Annotated in this window: 13 protein-coding genes; 2 read left to right on the top strand and 11 right to left on the bottom strand. The window is 61.9% G+C overall.

All coding sequences use genetic code 11. The annotated features are described in order from the left end of the window. Positions 1 to 432: 432 nt before the first annotated feature. The 3 genes from uvrB to FLM52_10000 form a co-directional block, all read right to left on the bottom strand. A complete protein-coding gene (gene uvrB, locus FLM52_09990) occupies positions 433 to 2460 on the bottom strand; it encodes an excinuclease ABC subunit UvrB (GenBank protein NVN56118.1) in 2028 nt (675 codons plus the stop codon). A gap of 66 nt (positions 2461 to 2526) precedes the next feature. Next, positions 2527 to 2961 (bottom strand): OsmC family protein, encoded by a 435-nt coding sequence (locus FLM52_09995; GenBank protein NVN56119.1) that lies wholly within the window; start codon positions 2959 to 2961, stop codon positions 2527 to 2529. Between the two features lie 87 nt (positions 2962 to 3048). After that, entirely contained in the window at positions 3049 to 3240 is a 192-nt protein-coding gene (locus FLM52_10000) for a hypothetical protein (GenBank protein NVN56120.1), read from the bottom strand. 373 nt (positions 3241 to 3613) lie between these two features. On the opposite strand from FLM52_10000, the gene FLM52_10005 reads away from it, so the two are divergent. Further along, positions 3614 to 4645 (top strand): folate-binding protein YgfZ, encoded by a 1032-nt coding sequence (locus FLM52_10005; protein ID NVN56121.1) that lies wholly within the window; start codon positions 3614 to 3616, stop codon positions 4643 to 4645. A 124-nt stretch (positions 4646 to 4769) separates the two neighbouring features. Here FLM52_10005 and FLM52_10010 read toward each other — a convergent pair whose 3' ends face one another. The 5 genes from FLM52_10010 to FLM52_10030 all read right to left on the bottom strand — a co-directional run bounded on the left by FLM52_10010 (position 4770) and on the right by FLM52_10030 (position 11604). Next, complete coding sequence (locus FLM52_10010) at positions 4770 to 7613, bottom strand: EAL domain-containing protein (protein NVN56122.1); 2844 nt, start codon at positions 7611 to 7613, stop codon at positions 4770 to 4772. A 74-nt stretch (positions 7614 to 7687) separates the two neighbouring features. Next, entirely contained in the window at positions 7688 to 8455 is a 768-nt protein-coding gene (locus FLM52_10015; protein ID NVN56123.1) for a TatD family deoxyribonuclease, read from the bottom strand. 139 nt (positions 8456 to 8594) lie between these two features. Beyond that, a complete protein-coding gene (gene mscL, locus FLM52_10020) occupies positions 8595 to 9077 on the bottom strand; it encodes a large conductance mechanosensitive channel protein MscL (protein ID NVN56124.1) in 483 nt (160 codons plus the stop codon). Positions 9078 to 9452: 375 nt separating this feature from the next. Continuing rightward, on the bottom strand, positions 9453 to 11042 hold the full coding sequence (locus FLM52_10025; protein NVN56125.1) for a peptide chain release factor 3: 1590 nt from the start codon (positions 11040 to 11042) through the stop codon (positions 9453 to 9455). 166 nt (positions 11043 to 11208) lie between these two features. Then, positions 11209 to 11604: a helix-turn-helix domain-containing protein gene (locus FLM52_10030; protein ID NVN56126.1), complete on the bottom strand. Its 396-nt coding sequence runs from the start codon at positions 11602 to 11604 to the stop codon at positions 11209 to 11211. A 140-nt stretch (positions 11605 to 11744) separates the two neighbouring features. Between FLM52_10030 and FLM52_10035 the strand changes: the two genes are divergently transcribed. Further along, entirely contained in the window at positions 11745 to 12527 is a 783-nt protein-coding gene (locus FLM52_10035; GenBank protein NVN56127.1) for a cation transporter, read from the top strand. Between the two features lie 73 nt (positions 12528 to 12600). Here FLM52_10035 and maiA read toward each other — a convergent pair whose 3' ends face one another. The 3 genes from maiA to FLM52_10050 all read right to left on the bottom strand — a co-directional run bounded on the left by maiA (position 12601) and on the right by FLM52_10050 (position 15863). Beyond that, a complete protein-coding gene (gene maiA / locus FLM52_10040) occupies positions 12601 to 13251 on the bottom strand; it encodes a maleylacetoacetate isomerase (protein NVN56128.1) in 651 nt (216 codons plus the stop codon). Between the two features lie 145 nt (positions 13252 to 13396). After that, complete coding sequence (locus tag FLM52_10045; protein ID NVN56129.1) at positions 13397 to 14416, bottom strand: fumarylacetoacetate hydrolase family protein; 1020 nt, start codon at positions 14414 to 14416, stop codon at positions 13397 to 13399. Between the two features lie 118 nt (positions 14417 to 14534). Then, positions 14535 to 15863 (bottom strand): homogentisate 1,2-dioxygenase, encoded by a 1329-nt coding sequence (locus FLM52_10050; GenBank protein NVN56130.1) that lies wholly within the window; start codon positions 15861 to 15863, stop codon positions 14535 to 14537. Positions 15864 to 15888: the final 25 nt, after the last annotated feature.

The raw sequence follows: 15888 nt of genomic DNA on the forward strand, positions 1-15888 counted from the left end.
TTTGGGCGCTCATGGATGCGGCTCGGCAACCTGCCAATAGCGAAAAGCACCACGCTTTCCATGGTGGCCAGACAATCCTCGGAAATCCTGATCAAATCCAGTCATTGGCACATGCCAATACGTAGACAACAGGATTTCCCTCTCCTCTTGCACCATCAAAAGGCACTACAGCCCCCCGCTCGGCTACGCCCAAGGTTGTAAGAGAAGCAATCCTGCTGCCCTCCCCGAGCAACCGGTTGGTCCTGAGCCATGCATTGAGCTGCAATGTGATGATCAGCAACGCATAGACAAGATAACGGGATAACTTGTTGATGGCGCTTCCCCGTCAGATACCCGCCACCCTGAACGCCACGCGCCCGACGATGGGAGACATCGTCGGGCGCGCAGGGTCATGCCTTTAGTAACGCGGATGCTGAGGGATGGAGAATAGCGTCAGCCCAGCGCGATCAGGCGATTGCGAACGTCGTTGATCTGGTCGCGCAGTCGACCGGCTTCCTCGAACTCGAGGTTCTTGGCCGCGGCAAACATGGCATCTTCGAGACGGCTGATCTCCTTCTCGAGCGCCTGAGGGCCTTCGGCCGCCATCGCGGCGTAGTCCGGCGTCTCTTCCGCCACCTGACGCTCGCTGCCCTTGCGACGGCTGCTCTTGCGGCCCGGCGCCTGGGCACCTTCCATGATATCCGCCACCGACTTGGTGATGGTGCGTGGCGTGATGCCGTGCTCGTCATTGAAGGCCATCTGCTTCTCGCGACGGCGTTCGGTCTCGGCGATGGCCCGCTGCATGGAATCGGTGATGCGATCCCCGTACAGGATGGCCTTGCCGTTGGCGTTACGCGCCGCGCGGCCGATGGTCTGGATCAGGGAGCGTTCCGAGCGCAGGAAGCCCTCCTTGTCGGCATCCAGGATCGCCACCAGCGAGACCTCCGGTATATCGAGCCCCTCACGCAGCAGGTTGATGCCGACCAGCACATCGAACTTGCCCAGACGCAAATCACGAATGATCTCGACGCGCTCGACGGTATCGATATCGGAGTGCAGATAGCGGACCCGCACGTCGTGCTCGCCCAGATACTCGGTCAGGTCTTCCGACATGCGCTTGGTCAGCGTGGTGATCAGCACGCGCTCGCCCACTTGGGTACGCGCCTTGATCTCGGAGAGCACATCATCGACCTGAGTCGAGGCCGAACGCACCTCGATGACCGGATCAAGCAGCCCGGTGGGACGCACCACCTGCTCCACCACCTGGCCGGCATGCTCTTCTTCGTAGGGGCCAGGCGTCGCTGAGACGAAGACAGTCTGCGGCAGGATGCTCTCCCACTCCTCGAATTTCATCGGACGGTTGTCCAGCGCAGACGGCAGACGGAAGCCGTACTCCACCAGCGTTTCCTTGCGCGAACGGTCACCGCGATACATGCCACCGACCTGCGGCACGCTGACGTGAGACTCGTCGATGAACACCAGCGCGTCCTTGGGCAGGTAGTCGAAGAAGGTCGGCGGCGCATTGCCGGGATCACGCCCCGACAGATAGCGCGAGTAGTTCTCGATGCCATTGCAGTAGCCCAGCTCCATCATCATCTCGATGTCATAGAGGGTACGCTGCTCCAGGCGCTGGGCCTCGACCAGCTTGTCGTGCTTGCGCAGGTAGTCGAGGCGTTCGACCAGCTCTTCCTTGATGCGATCGACCGCGGCGACGATGGTCTCGCGCGGCGTCACATAGTGACTCTTGGGATAGATGGTCATGCGCGGCACCGACTCGGCCACCTCACCGGTCAGCGGATCGAACAGCCGGATGGAGTCGATCTCGTCATCGAACAGCTCGACACGCACCGCCTGCTCTTCGGAGTCGGCCGGGAAGATGTCGATCACATCGCCGCGCACCCGATAGGTACCGCGCCGGAAATCCATGTCGTTGCGGGTGTACTGCAGCTCCGCCAGACGCCTGAGAAAGCCGCGCTGATCGATCTGTTCGCCACGATTGAAGTGCAGGCGCATCTTCAGGTATTGATCCGGGTCACCCAGGCCGTAAATGGCCGAGACGGAGACCACGATGATCGCATCGCGGCGTTCCAAGAGCGCCTTGGTCGCCGACAGACGCATCTGCTCGATGTGGTCATTGATCGAGGCATCCTTCTCGATGAAGGTATCAGAGGAAGCGACGTAGGCTTCGGGCTGATAGTAATCGTAATAGGAGACGAAATATTCGACGGCATTGTCGGGGAAGAACGACTTGAACTCGCCGTACAGCTGTGCCGCCAGCGTCTTGTTGGGGGCCATGACGATAGCCGGGCGCTGCAGACGCTCCACGATGTTGGCCACCGTGAAGGTCTTGCCGGAGCCGGTCACGCCCAGGAGGGTCTGATGCGCCAGGCCCGCGTCCAGGCCGGTGATCAGCTTCTCGATGGCCGCCGGTTGGTCACCGGCCGGCTGAAACTTGGAATCGATGCGAAATGGTTTGCTCATGCGCTCTCAATGGTGGCAGTCAGTCGAGTCTTCAACTGACGACAGGCAGATGATTGCCCGGCGGCATCATTCGCTCGCGGGCGCTTCTCGACTGGTCACCGAGACCCGGGTGCTGGTCATCAGGCGATGGATGGGGCAACGCTCGGAGATCTCGATCAGGCGCGCGCGGGTCTCGGGGTCCAGCTCATGACCCTCCTCGGCCAGAAACTGCATGCTGACCGTGAGGCGGTATTCGCTGTCGCTGCCACGGCGCTCGTCGCTGTCGTCCCGGTCCACCGTGGTGGTGATCCCCGCCAGCGGCAAGCCCTTGCGCCGAGCGTACATCTGCACGGTGATCGACTTGCAGGCCCCCAGCGACAGGTCGAAGTAGTCATGCGGGTCCGGGGCGCTCTCGTCACCACCGACCACCGCCGGCACATCGACCAGCAGCTCGTCAAAGCTTGCGATCTGAACCCGTTGCACGAAGCTGCCTGACCGACGGCTGATTACCTCGATGCTCATTCGTCACCTCCCTGTCGCTGATCTGTCCGTGATCCCGCTCATGAGACGTTGCCTGTTTCCCGCCTGTCCAGCGTCACCGCACCGCGGTCACTTGACCTTGTAACCGGCCTTCTCGATCGTCTTGACCAGCGCGTCATAACGCACCTGACCGTCGACTTCGGCAAAGCCACGCCCGACCTCGGCTTCCTTGACGCCATCCATCATCATCAGCGCCGTGGTGACCTTGTTGACGTCCTTGACGCTCTCGACGCCGATCAAAGTTAGAGAAAAGCTGGCCATCGTGTCATTCCTGTCATGCAGTAAAAAAGGGCGCCGCGGCGCATTGCAGCCGTCAAGAATAGCATGGTTGCCTGACAATCAGCGCGCGTCAGACTCGTCGCGAACCGGGCCACAGAAATGCCTGACGTAACGGGAACACTGATTTGCGCGTTCTTTTGCTGCCAGTCGGGGCACAAGGGGCTGACAGCCGCCAGCTGGCGCGTGACAATGCGGGCATCCGACATGCCGCCTGGTTGCCAGTGCGCCACCGGCAGTTCACTCCTTCGCAACAGGATGGTGGTAGATGAATCCCTTCAAGACCCTGATGCAAGACCACGGCTACCAGCTCGGTGAGGACGGCCGCCTGACGCTGTGTGAGCCAGCTGACGCCTCCATGCCACTCGCTGGCGTAGCTGACCGTACCCTGGCCGAAAATGTGTTGACCCCGCTGGGCAATTTCGAGGTACTCGAGGTCTGCGGCAAGGATGGCGAACGCTTTCTGCAGGGACAGACCTCACAGCAGCTGAGTCTGGTCGATGGCGAGCTGGCGCCGCTGACGACCTTCTGCACCCCGAAGGGACGCATTCTGGCCATGGCCCAGCTGCTGCGCGTCAGCGAAGAACGCCTGTGGCTGGTGATGCCAGCTGACACCGCTGAACCGCTGCGTGCCCATCTGGCCAAGTTCGCGCCCTTCTACAAGGTGACGCTGGAGGTATCGAGTGAGCTGAGTGTGCTCGGCCTGCTCGGCGAGCAGGCTCTGGCGGCCAGTGCCGACGCCCTCGAAGTACCTGCGCTGGCCGAGCATGACCTGGCGATGCGCTCGGTCCTCCCGTCGCCCATGCAGTCGAGCGAGGAAGCAGGACCACAGACCTGCGCGCTGGCGCGCCAGCCGTCAGGCAATACCCCGCGCGCGATACTGGTCGGCCCGCATGCCGCGCTGGCAGATCTCGCGACGACGCTTTTCGCGCGCGATGTGGCCGCCAACGACGACACCCGCTGGGGCCTGGAAGATATCCGCGCCGGTCTGCAGTGGGTCACCTCCGCGCAGACTGACAGCTGGCTGCCGCAGATGCTCAATCTGGAAGCCCTCGCCGCGATCAGCTTCAAGAAGGGCTGCTATACCGGCCAGGAAGTCGTGGCCCGCGCCCACTTCCGCGGCCAGGTCAAGAAACGTCTGCAACGCCTGACGACAGCGCAGCCGGCCGACTTGCCGGCGGTGGGCAGCAAGGTCACAAGCCCCGACGGCAAGTCTCTCGGCGAAGTGTTGCAGGCAGCCCATGATGAGCAGGGACGTCTGGAGCTGCTGGCCGTCATCAGCCTGCGCGATGAAGAGATCGCGTTGGCATTGGAAGATGGCACCGAGCTTGAACGCAGCGCACTGCCCTATGCCGTCGAGCGTCGCGACCCGGAGCAGCTCAAGGACTGAAGGGTACGGTTTGATGCACTGATCGCTTCACAGACACCAAAAGAAAGCCCCGCGCGTGCCAACGTGCGGGGCTCTTGTCTGCCACGGATTGCTGATGTCAGGCGCCTGGCGGGGCTCCCAGCCCTTACAGCCCTTCCGGCAGCCAGCCATCCCCTGCGATCAGATGCTCGATCAGCTCCTGCACCGGCATCGGTCGTGCATAGAGATAGCCCTGATGCAGCGAGCAGCCATGCGCGAGCAATTCCGCTCGCTGCTCTGGCGTCTCGATGCCCTCGGCTACCACCGCAAGATGGAAAGCCTCCGCCAGGCCCAGCATTGCTTCGATCATGGCCTGCCCCTTGCTGGAGCCAAGCGCCATCACGAACTGCCGATCGATCTTGAGCTTGTCGAACGGCAACTGCTGAAGCTGTGACAGCGAGGAGTAGCCCGTGCCGAAATCGTCCAATGCCAACGCCACGCCGTGAGCCCGAATGGTCTGGAACAGCACGGCGAGGGCCTGGATGTCATCCGGTAGCTGGCTCTCGACCAGTTCAAGCGTCAGGCGCTCACACAGCTCCGGGTGCCGGAACAACATTTCCAGGTCGGACAGGAAGCGCTTGTCCATCATGTGGCGCACGGTCACGTTGACGCTCAAATGCAGCTCATGTCCGCTTTCGTGGACGCGAATCAAGGTCGCGATGCTCTCCTTGAGCACCCAGCGCCCCAGCGCGACATCCAGCCGAGCGGACTCGACGATGGCCATGAAGTCCGCTGAGCCCATCAAGCCATGTTCGGGGTGCTGCCAGCGAATCAGCGCCTCCGACAGCTGCAAGCGGCCGCTACGCCCATCGACGATCGGCTGCACGAAGAGCCTGAGCTGATTCTCGCGCAGCGCGACGGTGAACTCGGCCTCCAGCTGCTTGAGGCGACGCAACTCACGCTCCGCTTCCTCATCGAAGAAATGCCACTCGCGTTGGCATTGCTCGGTATCGTGCAGGGCACGTTCGGCGCGATAGACCAGCGCATCCACCTGATGGCCATCCTCGGGATAGCGCGTGATGCCCAGACTCGGCTGCAGATAGATCACCTCATCATTGAGCGTGACCTTGTCGCGCACGGCGTTCAGCAGGTTGTCCAGCCAGCCGCTGATACCGCCACGCGTCGCTTCCAACAGCCGGCGCTGGACCATGATCAGCAGCCTGTCGGTCTCAAGGCGCGCCACATCGCCGGAATTGCCAAGCAAGGGAGCGATGCGTTTCTGGACCTGCTCCAGCTGGTGATTGCCCGGTTCGGCGCCGGCATGATCGAAGAGCACCTGCAAGCCGCCAATCCGCAGTGCTATCAGCACGAAGCCCTCCATCGGCGCGACCTCGCCCAGCTGGTCAATCCGCACCTTGATCAGCCGCAGCATGCCTTCACGACTGAGCAGACCGGTATCGAGATCCATCTCGCGCTCCTCGAGCAACTGGTGCTGGAGCAGCACGCGTTCCTGCTCCAGCCCTCTTACCACCAGCGTATCGAGGGTCATGTCCAGCAACGGCATCATCTCGGTGGCGTTGAGTCGATGACCGCGACTGGCCACCAGCAGCAATTCGCTGCGCCCGGGATGCGGCGAGATCGAATAGCCCATCAATTGGCTGGCGCCCAGTCGCTGACACAGCAGCAGGGCGCGATCTTCCTGCTCATCGACACTGCTGTCGACATTCCCATCGCCATCTCGTCGCGAGCGATCACCGGCTGACACGCAAACGCGCCCCACCGGCAGGCGCCAGATAGGATCACGCCGCAAAGATGCCTCACTCAACCACTCACGCTCATCGTGACTCTGCAGAATCAGGTAGCCGGCGTTGGGATTTCCAACCTCACGCCGATAGATGATGATCTCTGCCCCCAGCATCTCGCGCACGCGCTGCAGGTAGCGGGTGAGAGACGCACGCGCATTCTGCGGCGTGTGGGTTTCATAGGGGACGCTCAGGAATTGCTGGTTGAGAATGCTGTGGCGCTGGTATTGATGCTCGAGATAGGCGCCATAGGCCCGGCTCGCCCTGCGGCGCCGATTGTCGCGCACCTGCATGCCGATGGTCCCCATGCCCGCCAGCAAAATGATCAACAGCAGCACCGCCAGCGGAGTGCCCATCTTCTGCACCAGCTGAGCGACGCGATTTTTATCCTGCCAGCAGGCCTTGGCATGGTTGTAACGATCGGCCCGGGCGGATGCCGGCAAGGCCACGCAGACCCGCTGCGTCGCGACAAGGTGTGGCATGGCGTTGCTGACCACCTGCAGGCCTTTCAAGCCCAGCACGGCCGCCTGCTCATCCAGCAGGTCTGTCGTGAGCGGCATGCCCAGTATCAATAGCCCCTGCTCGTCCTGCGGTGGCAAGGCCTCCTCATCCTCGTAGAGCCCCTGCATCCCGATTAGCCATGGCTGGTTGTCGACGATCAACCAGGCCAGCTGAGGTTGTGTCGGTGACTGGCGGGCAGCCTGGATGACGGGGGCGAGCGCGCGTCGCCAGCTCACCGGCTGCTTGCCCAGCCAGTCGGCCCCCGGGGACCCGGCGTTGTGCTGCACCCAGGCTGCCACCTGCCCATCGCCACGCACGGCAGAGATCAGCTGTATGCCGGTATTGATGGCGAACTCAGGGCCATACATGGACTCAAGCCAGGTCGTGTCCAGCTCGGGCTCGCGTAGAAACCTGTTCACGGCTTCTTCCCAGTAGCCGTTTTCGTGCAACTGTCCCGCGAGCAAGCGCTCTTCACTCTTGACCCACAAGGCCAGCCGCTGCCTGTCGGATTCACGATCCGCCTCGCGGGATTGCGTGATCTGACTGGCCGTCAACCAGCCGGTGGCCAGCAATGCCGCCAGCAACAGCAGCGGCAGCAGATACATCCGATAGCGGGGGCCAGCAGGCAGAGAAGTGTGCGGGAAGACAGCAGAAGACTCGTGTGCCGGCACACGAGAAGAGGAACGCGATGGTGAAGAATCTGACATTGATTTACCGATGATGAGGCGACCTCCTGAACCGGGTCGGCAGGCTGTCGCCTGGCCTTTGAGGTCAGTCTAGATCAGTCGTTCAGTTGAAGAATACGCTGCACATTCGTCGTGGTGGATAACGCGATATCGTGGCGACTGCTCGAGCGGAGTTCCGCCACCACGTCCGCGACCTTCGCCACTCGCGATGGCTCATTGCGCTGCCCCTGAAATCCGCACAGCGGCATGTCGGGGCTATCAGTTTCGAGCACGAAGCCATCGTCTGGCAGTGACGCCACCACTCCGCGCAGCTTGTTGGCACGCGGGTAGGTCACGCTGCCGCCCACCCCCAGCACGAAGCCAAGCTCGAGAAAGCGCTGTGCCTGCACCTGACTGCCCGCGAAGGCGTGGATGATACCGCCACGGGTGAGTCGTGCCTGCTTGAGTCGCTTGGCCACTTCGTCATTGGCGCGCACGCAGTGCACGATGACAGGCAGGGAGAATTCGCGTGCCATGCTCAGCTGGGCCTCGAACAACTGCCATTGGGCGTCATGATCGGCCAGTCGCGCATCAAAGCCACATTCCCCCAACGCGACGACATGATCTGCATGCTGATCGAGGGTCTGATGAAGCGCCGCCAGCGCGGCATCACCATGCTCGCAAAGAAAATAGGGATGCAACCCCAAGGCACCGAATATACCCGCCGATGAACCCGCCAGCGCTAGCACTGCCGGAAAGCTTGCCACCGTAGTGGCGGGCACCACGAAGGCCGAGACGCCTTCCTGCTCGGCACGCGCGATGACCGCCTCACTATCCGGCGTGAAGTCAGCGAAATCCAGATGGCAATGGCTGTCGATCAGCATGGAATCTCTCGGTGATGGTAGAACTGCCATCGTGCTATATCAGCGAGTGACAGACAAACGAAGGGACCGACCTGGTGGCCGGTCCCTTGAGGATGACTGTCGATATTCCTTGTCAGTCGTCGTGACCGACGCAGATGGCCTAGGCCGCCTCCACCGGCGCTGCCGGCGCCAGCTCGGAGGTGCAATGACCACAACGGGTCGCCGCCAGCGGCACCTTGGAAAGACAATAAGGGCAATCCTTGTCGGTGACCTCCTCCGGCACTTCCTCGGCCTCCTTCTTCAGCTTGTTGATCTGACGGATCAATACGAAGACTGCCAGCGCCACCAGGGCAAAGCTGATGATGGCATTGATGAACAAGCCATAGTTCAGCGTCACGGCCCCCGCTTCCTTCGCGGCATCCAGGCTGGCATAGGGGGCCGCCTGGGCACCTTCCTTGAGCACGATGAAGAAGTTGGAGAAATCGACTCCCCCGATCAGCAGCCCGATCAGCGGGTTGAGCATGTCACCCACCAGACTTTTGACGATCAGGGTGAATGCACCGCCGATGATGATGCCGACCGCCATGTCGACGACATTTCCCTTGACGGCAAAATCACGAAATTCCTGCATGAATCCGGACATCTGTCACCTCCTGTCACTCGCTAACCATCCGGTGGATTACCACGCATCAAGCGTGGCCCGCACTGAGACATATCCCACGCCATTGTTGTTGTCATTGTCTGCGCCCTACCGACCTTCGCCCCAGCAAGCTTCATCACAGGGATGCCAGCAAGGCAACATGACCCGAGCATTATGCCGTGCTGATGCTACGCCACGGGTTGGCTGTGTAAACGTAGGGTTACACGCTTGTCTGAACACAAAAAACGCCACCTTTATCCGGGCATAAAAAAACGCCACCCCCGAGGGGTGGCGTTTTTTTATGCCCGGATCGACAGTCTCGCTATCGCAGCGTCGCTGTGGCAGCACCATTACTACATCGCCGTTGTGGCAACTGTCTCAGTGCTCACGGGTCGCGCGGAAGGTGATGTCCGGCCAGCGTTCCTGGGTCAGCTGCAGGTTGACGCGGGTCGGCGCGATGTAGGTCAGCCAGCCACCGCCATCATAAGCCAGGTTGGCACTGGCCTTGCGCTTGAAATCTTCCAGCATCTTGGTGTCATCGCAGTAGATCCAGCGTGCGGTCTGCACGTTGATCGCCTCATAGATGCACTCGACCTTGTACTCTTCTTTCAGGCGATGAGCGACCACGTCGAACTGCAGCGTACCGACGGCACCGACGATTAGGTCGTTGTTGTCGAACGGTTGGAAGACCTGGGTCGCGCCCTCTTCGGAGAGCTGCTGCAGACCTTTCTGCAACGCCTTCATCTTCAGCGGGTCCTTCAGGCGCACGCGCTTGAACAGTTCCGGCGCGAAGTGCGGAATGCCGGTGAAGCGCATGTCCTCGCCGATGGTGAAGGTGTCGCCGATCTGGATGGTGCCGTGGTTGTGCAGGCCGATGATATCGCCCGGCCAGGCCTCTTCCACGTGGGAGCGGTCCGCCGCCATGAAGGTCAGGGCGTCAGGAATCTTGACGTCCTTGTTGATGCGCACGTGGCGCATCTTCATGTTCTTCTCGTACTTGCCGGAGCAGACACGCAGGAAGGCGACACGGTCACGGTGTTTCGGGTCCATGTTGGCCTGGATCTTGAACACGAAGCCGGTGAAGCGCTCATCGTGGGCCGTGACTTCGCGGGTATCGGTATCGCGCGGCTGAGGCGGCGGCGCGTATTCGACGAAGCCGTCGAGCATCTCACGCACGCCGAAGTTGCCCATGGCGGTACCGAAGTAGACCGGCGTCAGCTCACCACGACGATAGGCCTCGAGATCGAACTCGTGAGAGGCGCCGCGCACCAGCTCGACTTCCATGCTCAGCTCTTCGATCAAGCCCTCACCCAGCGCTTCGATGGCTTCAGGGCTGTCGAGGCCCTTGATGCGTACGTCATCGGGGATGCGGTTGCCCTGGCCCTGCTTGTAGAGATGGATCTCGTCATTGAGCAGGTGATAGACGCCCTTGAAGCCCTTGCCGACACCGATCGGCCAGGTCACCGGCGCGCACTGGATGTTGAGGACCGTCTCGACTTCGTCCATCACCTCGATGGGGTCACGCGTCTCACGGTCCATCTTGTTGACGAAGGTCAGGATCGGCGTGGTGCGCAGACGGCAGACTTCCATCAGCTTGATGGTGCGGTCCTCGACACCCTTGGCACCATCGATGACCATCAGCGCCGAGTCGACGGCCGTCAGCGTCCGGTAGGTATCCTCGGAGAAATCCTCGTGCCCGGGGGTATCCAGCAGGTTGACCATGCGGTCCTTGTAGGGGAACTGCATCACGGAGGTGGTCACGGAGATGCCACGCTCCTGCTCCATCTTCATCCAGTCAGAGGTCGCGTGACGATCGGCCCGCTTGCTCTTGACCGAGCCGGCCATCTGGATGGCATTCCCGAACAGCAGCAGCTTCTCGGTGATGGTGGTCTTACCGGCATCCGGGTGAGAGATGATGGCGAATGTACGGCGCACATCCGCCGCCTTGGCAATCTGGGAATCTGACATTGGCTGAAAGGCATCCGGCCCGGCGTGAGACACGCCGCGCGCACTGTTGGGTGAATAGCAGAACAAGACGAATGGCGCGCATTGTAGCGGCTGGCGCGGCGCGGCAACAGAGGCGAGCGCGATCAGCGGTCTTCAGTCATCCTTGCGCGCGCGAAATACCAGGGCCTTACTCCTCGACCTCGGACAGTGTCTCGACGATATGGCACTGCGCCACCACCCCGCCGGCACAGCAGTGCGTCAGGCGCTGCAATTCCTCCTCCATGACGGCGAGGTCGCGCTGACGCTTGCGCACCTCGGCCAGCTGTGCCTCTATGCGCGCATCTATCTGATCGCACGGCAACGCCTGCTGATCCGCCAGCCCCAGCAAGGCGCGGATATCATCCAGCGAGAAACCCAGACGTCGACAACGGCGGATGAAGGTCAACCGGCGCAGTTGTGCATTGCCATATTCACGATAGCCGTTGGCCGCACGCCGCAGCGGGGCCAACAGACCCTGCTTCTCGTAGTAGCGGATCGTCACCGCCTGGACGTCTGAAGCCTTGGCCAGCTGACCGATACTCATCGCCCTTGTGTCAGCCCCTGAGCTTTGTGGGTCTTGCGCTGCTGTCGCCGGCTCGTGCTCGGATCCTTGTGTCATGAGGCTTGACCTTATAGTGACTATAACCTCCATGCTGTCATCAACACGACAGGAGGCCAAGACCCATGAAAAGCTGTTGCGAAAGCAAATCCGGCGAGCTGGCAGAGCTCAGAGCCTCTCAGGGCAAGGTACTCAAGATATTGCTAGCCCTGAATGCCAGCATGTTCTTCATCGAATTCACCGCAGCCTGGTGGCTGGGCTCCACCGCACTGCTGGGGGATTCACTCGACATGTTCGGCGATGCCAGCGTCTACGCCCTGACCCTCTACGTGCTGCACCGCAGCGTGCGTGAACGTGCATTGAGCGCACTAGTGAAAGGCATCGTGATGCTGGCGCTGGGCGTGATCGTCCTTGGCGAAGCAGGCTACCAAGCCCTTCATGGCGTCGCCCCTGCCGCACACGGCATGGGCGCCTTCGCTCTGCTGGCGCTGGCCGTCAATCTGGTTTGCTTCGGCCTGCTGTGGCGCTTCAAGTCGGATGATCTGAACATGCGCTCCACCTGGCTGTGCTCACGCAATGACATCATCGCCAACGCCTCGGTCTTCGGCGCTGCGATACTGGTGGGTTGGACGGGCTCCCGTTGGCCGGATGTGCTGCTGGGGGCGGCGATTGCCGCCCTCTTCCTGCAGTCCGCCTGGCAGGTGATTCGCGACGCGCGAGTTGAGCTGCGCAATGCCAAGCAAGCCGAAAGCGCGCAAGCTGCGCATGAGCAAGACGCAAGCTCCCAAGCCCCTGACGCTCCGCCATCATCCTGCGCCACCCGCAGTTGTTGTGCGCCACCCACGGCTGCTGTGGTGGTCGAGCAGACACCCGCCAGCAGCGGCGGCTCCAGCAAGTGCTGTCGGTGAGACGATGACCCGAGACAAGAAAGCGCCCCGTCGAGATCGCCGGGGCGCTTTCTTGTCGGGATACCGACAATGATCAGGCCGCCGGACAATCTGGCTGACGCTCGGGGTGGGCCTGCTGAAAAGCTTCCAATGACTGACAGGCCGCCTCGATGGCCAGAATCCTCGGGTAGTCCTTGAGTTCACACCCGAAGCGCCGGGCATTGTAGAGCTGGGGCATCAGGCAAGCATCCGCCATGCCCGGGCTATCGCCATGGCAGAAACGTCCTGCACTTTCCGCCAGCATCACTTCCAGACGCGCGAAGCCCTCGGCGACCCAGTGTCGATACCACTCAAGGCGCTGCGCCTGCGTGACTTCAAGCCGATCGGTCAGATAATTGAGCACGCGCGGATTGTTGAGCGGATGCATCTCACAGGCCATGAACTGGCACAGTGCGCGCACCTTCGCACGCGCTTCCGGCGCTGAGGGCAACAGCGCCGGGGTGGGCCAGCGCTCCTCCAGATATTCCATGATCGCGAGCGACTGGGTCAGGGCCACCGGTGCGGGGGTATCTCCCACCATCAGGGTCGGCACTAGTCCCTGGGGGTTGATGGCCAGATAGTCCTCGCTACGCTGTTCGCCCTTGAGCAGATTGACCGGCACCTGAGCGACCTCTATCCCCTTGAGCGCCAGCGCGATTCTTACCCGATAGCTGGTAGATGAACGGTAATAGCCATACAGACTCATTGAACTCATGCTGCACTCCCCTGTGGCGCGGTTGGATACCGGCCGCCCTTTCGCACTGTCTCGCACCCAGTTGGCTTGAGGCTTACCGGCGCACGACGTCTTCCCGAGACGTGTCTCTGAGAAGCTCTGCCTGACGACGCCGCCCTCAGGCGTCCAACTGCGTCACCTGCTGATCAATGGCGCCGAAGATGCTCTGGCCATCGCGATCGAACATCTCGATGCGGATGCGATCACCGAAACGCATGAAGGGCGTGCGAATCTCATCGAACAGGATCTTCTCGACCATGCGCACTTCGGCCAGACAGCTGTAGCCCACGCCCCCTTCGCTGATCGGTTTGCCGGGGCCGCCATCCTTGCCGGGATTGGACACGGTGCCTGAGCCGATGATCGCGCCGGCGCCCAGGGGGCGAGTCTTGGCGGCATGCGCCACCAGCTGCGGGAAGCTGAAGATCATGTCTGGCCCGGACTCTGGCTCACCGAACTTCTCACCATTGAGATGCACGCTCAACGGCAGATGCACGCGCCCCTGCTGCCAGGCATCCCCCAGCTCGTCCGGCGTCACGGCGATGGGCGAGAAGCTTGACGACGGCTTGGCCTGGAAGAAGCCGAAGCCCTTGGCCAGCTCGCCGGGGATCAGCCCACGCAGACTGACGTCATTGACCAGCATCAACAGGCGAATGTGGTCCTCGGCCTGCTCCGGACTGACGTGCATCGGCACATCATCGGTGATGACGGCGATCTCGCCTTCGAAATCGATGCCATGCTCCTCACTGACGCATACGATATCGGCGTTGGGGGCCAGGAAGCTGTCGCTGCCACCCTGATACATCAGCGGGTCATGCCAGAAGGTCTCGGGCATCTCGGCGCCACGTGCCTGGCGCACCAGCTGGACATGGTTCAGATACGCCGAGCCGTCTGCCCACTGATAACTGCGCGGCAGCGGGGAATGAAGCGCCTGGCTTTCCAGCGCAAAGGCGTCCGCCAGCGTGCCTTCATTGAGCGCCGCGTAGCGTTGCTCGAGCCCGGGCGCCAGCGACGTCCAGTCTTCCAGCAGCGCCTGCAAGGTCGTTGCGACATCCGCGACCTTGACGGCGCGGGTCAGGTCACGGGAGACCAGCAGCAGCGTTCCATCACGGGAACCATCCTGGTAGGTAGCGAATTTCATGGGTGCCTCCTTGAAGAGCAACGTGAGCAACGTGAGCAATAATGCAGGAATTGCCTTGGGTCGGATGACGATGAACAGTCAAAGGTCATCGCTGATGCAGGGTGAATTAAGGAATGAATCAAGGGGTGAATTGAGGAGTAGTGTGAGGCGTGAAGTGAGACGCGAGCCCCTGCCAGACCGAGCCGTAGTCGCGCTGCCGAGCGCTCGACGACAGGGCCTGCGGGGTGGGCTGGAACAGATAGCGACTCTCGAACATGAAGGCGAGCGTATTGCCCTGATAGCGGGGGGCGAGCTCTGCCTGACTGGCGGCCTCGAAGGTGGCAGCGTCAGGGCCATGCGGGGTCATGGCGTTGTGCAGACTCGCGCCGCCCGGACGGAAGCCTTCGCGCTTGGCGTCATATTCGCCATGGATCAGCCCCATCAACTCGCTCATCAGGTTGCGATGGAAATACGGCGGTCGGAAGGTGTTCTCGGCGACCATCCAGCGTGGCGGGAAGATCACGAAGTCGAGATTGGCGACCCCGGCGGTGTCCGACGGTGATGTCAGCACAGTGAAGATCGAGGGGTCAGGATGATCGAAGCTGACCGTATTGATGGTATTGAAGGTCGCCAGATCATATTTGTAGGGCGCGTAGTTGCCGTGCCAGGCCACGACATCCAGCGGTGAATGATCCAGGCTCGTGCGCCAGAAACGCCCGCCGAACTTGGCCACCAGCGTGAAGTCACCGGCTTCGTCCTCGAAACGTGCCGATGGCGCGAGGAAGTCGCGCGGATTGGCCAGTCCATTGCTGCCGATGGGCCCCAGCGAGGGCAACTCGAGAGGCGCGCCATAGTTCTCGGCCACATAGCCTCGACAGCCCTCCGCGTGCCCCGCCAGCGGATTGAGCTGGAACTTGATACCACGCGGAATCACGACGATCTCGCCGCTAGCGACTTCCAGCAGGCCCAGCTCGCTGCGCACCTCAATGGCACCCTGCTGCGGCACGATCAGCAATTCGCCATCAGCATTGTAGAAAAAGCGCTGTTGCATGCCGCGAGAGAAGGCGTAGAGATGCGTGGCACAGCCCTGCTGCGCCTGGGCATCCCCATTGACCGCCAGCGTGATCAGGCCTTCCAGAAAATCGCCAGCGCAGAACGCGATGGGGTCCCAGCGCATCGGGTTGGGATCCGGCATTCCCTCGGCCAGCGGTGCGGTGGCGACCTGCGGCATCTCCATGGGCTGATAGGCGCCCTGCACCACCGAGGGCCGAATGCGGTAAAGCCAGCTGCGCAGATTGTGGCTACGCGGCGCGGTGAAGGCCGAGCCGCTCAACTGCTCCGCGTACAGGCCATAGGGGCAACGCTGGGGAGAGTTCTGGCCCTGCGGCAAGGCGCCAGGCAACGCCTCGCTGGAGACATGATTTCGAAAACCGGCGTGATAATGACACTCAGCATTGCGCTCGCGCATGACGATTCATCTCCTTGTGGGCTCG

Source organism: bacterium Scap17, from assembly GCA_013376735.1.
In the GTDB taxonomy this organism is placed as follows: Bacteria; Pseudomonadota; Gammaproteobacteria; order Pseudomonadales; family Halomonadaceae; genus Cobetia.

Bases quoted from the DNA above. Each gene is read 5' to 3' on its own strand.
- FLM52_09995 (NVN56119.1), bottom strand. From the start codon at position 2,961: ATGAGCATCGAGGTAATCAGCCGTCGGTCAGGCAGCTTCGTGCAACGG.
- FLM52_10010 (NVN56122.1), bottom strand. From the start codon at position 7,613: ATGTCAGATTCTTCACCATCGCGTTCCTCTTCTCGTGTGCCGGCACAC.
- FLM52_10025 (NVN56125.1), bottom strand. From the start codon at position 11,042: ATGTCAGATTCCCAGATTGCCAAGGCGGCGGATGTGCGCCGTACATTC.
- mscL (NVN56124.1), bottom strand. From the start codon at position 9,077: ATGTCCGGATTCATGCAGGAATTTCGTGATTTTGCCGTCAAGGGAAAT.
- FLM52_10015 (NVN56123.1), bottom strand. From the start codon at position 8,455: ATGCTGATCGACAGCCATTGCCATCTGGATTTCGCTGACTTCACGCCG.
- FLM52_10035 (NVN56127.1), top strand. From the start codon at position 11,745: ATGAAAAGCTGTTGCGAAAGCAAATCCGGCGAGCTGGCAGAGCTCAGA.
- maiA (NVN56128.1), bottom strand. From the start codon at position 13,251: ATGAGTCTGTATGGCTATTACCGTTCATCTACCAGCTATCGGGTAAGA.
- FLM52_10030 (NVN56126.1), bottom strand. From the start codon at position 11,604: ATGAGTATCGGTCAGCTGGCCAAGGCTTCAGACGTCCAGGCGGTGACG.
- FLM52_10005 (NVN56121.1), top strand. From the start codon at position 3,614: ATGCCACTCGCTGGCGTAGCTGACCGTACCCTGGCCGAAAATGTGTTG.
- FLM52_10000 (NVN56120.1), bottom strand. From the start codon at position 3,240: ATGGCCAGCTTTTCTCTAACTTTGATCGGCGTCGAGAGCGTCAAGGAC.
- FLM52_10045 (NVN56129.1), bottom strand. From the start codon at position 14,416: ATGAAATTCGCTACCTACCAGGATGGTTCCCGTGATGGAACGCTGCTG.
- uvrB (NVN56118.1), bottom strand. From the start codon at position 2,460: ATGAGCAAACCATTTCGCATCGATTCCAAGTTTCAGCCGGCCGGTGAC.
- FLM52_10050 (NVN56130.1), bottom strand. From the start codon at position 15,863: ATGCGCGAGCGCAATGCTGAGTGTCATTATCACGCCGGTTTTCGAAAT.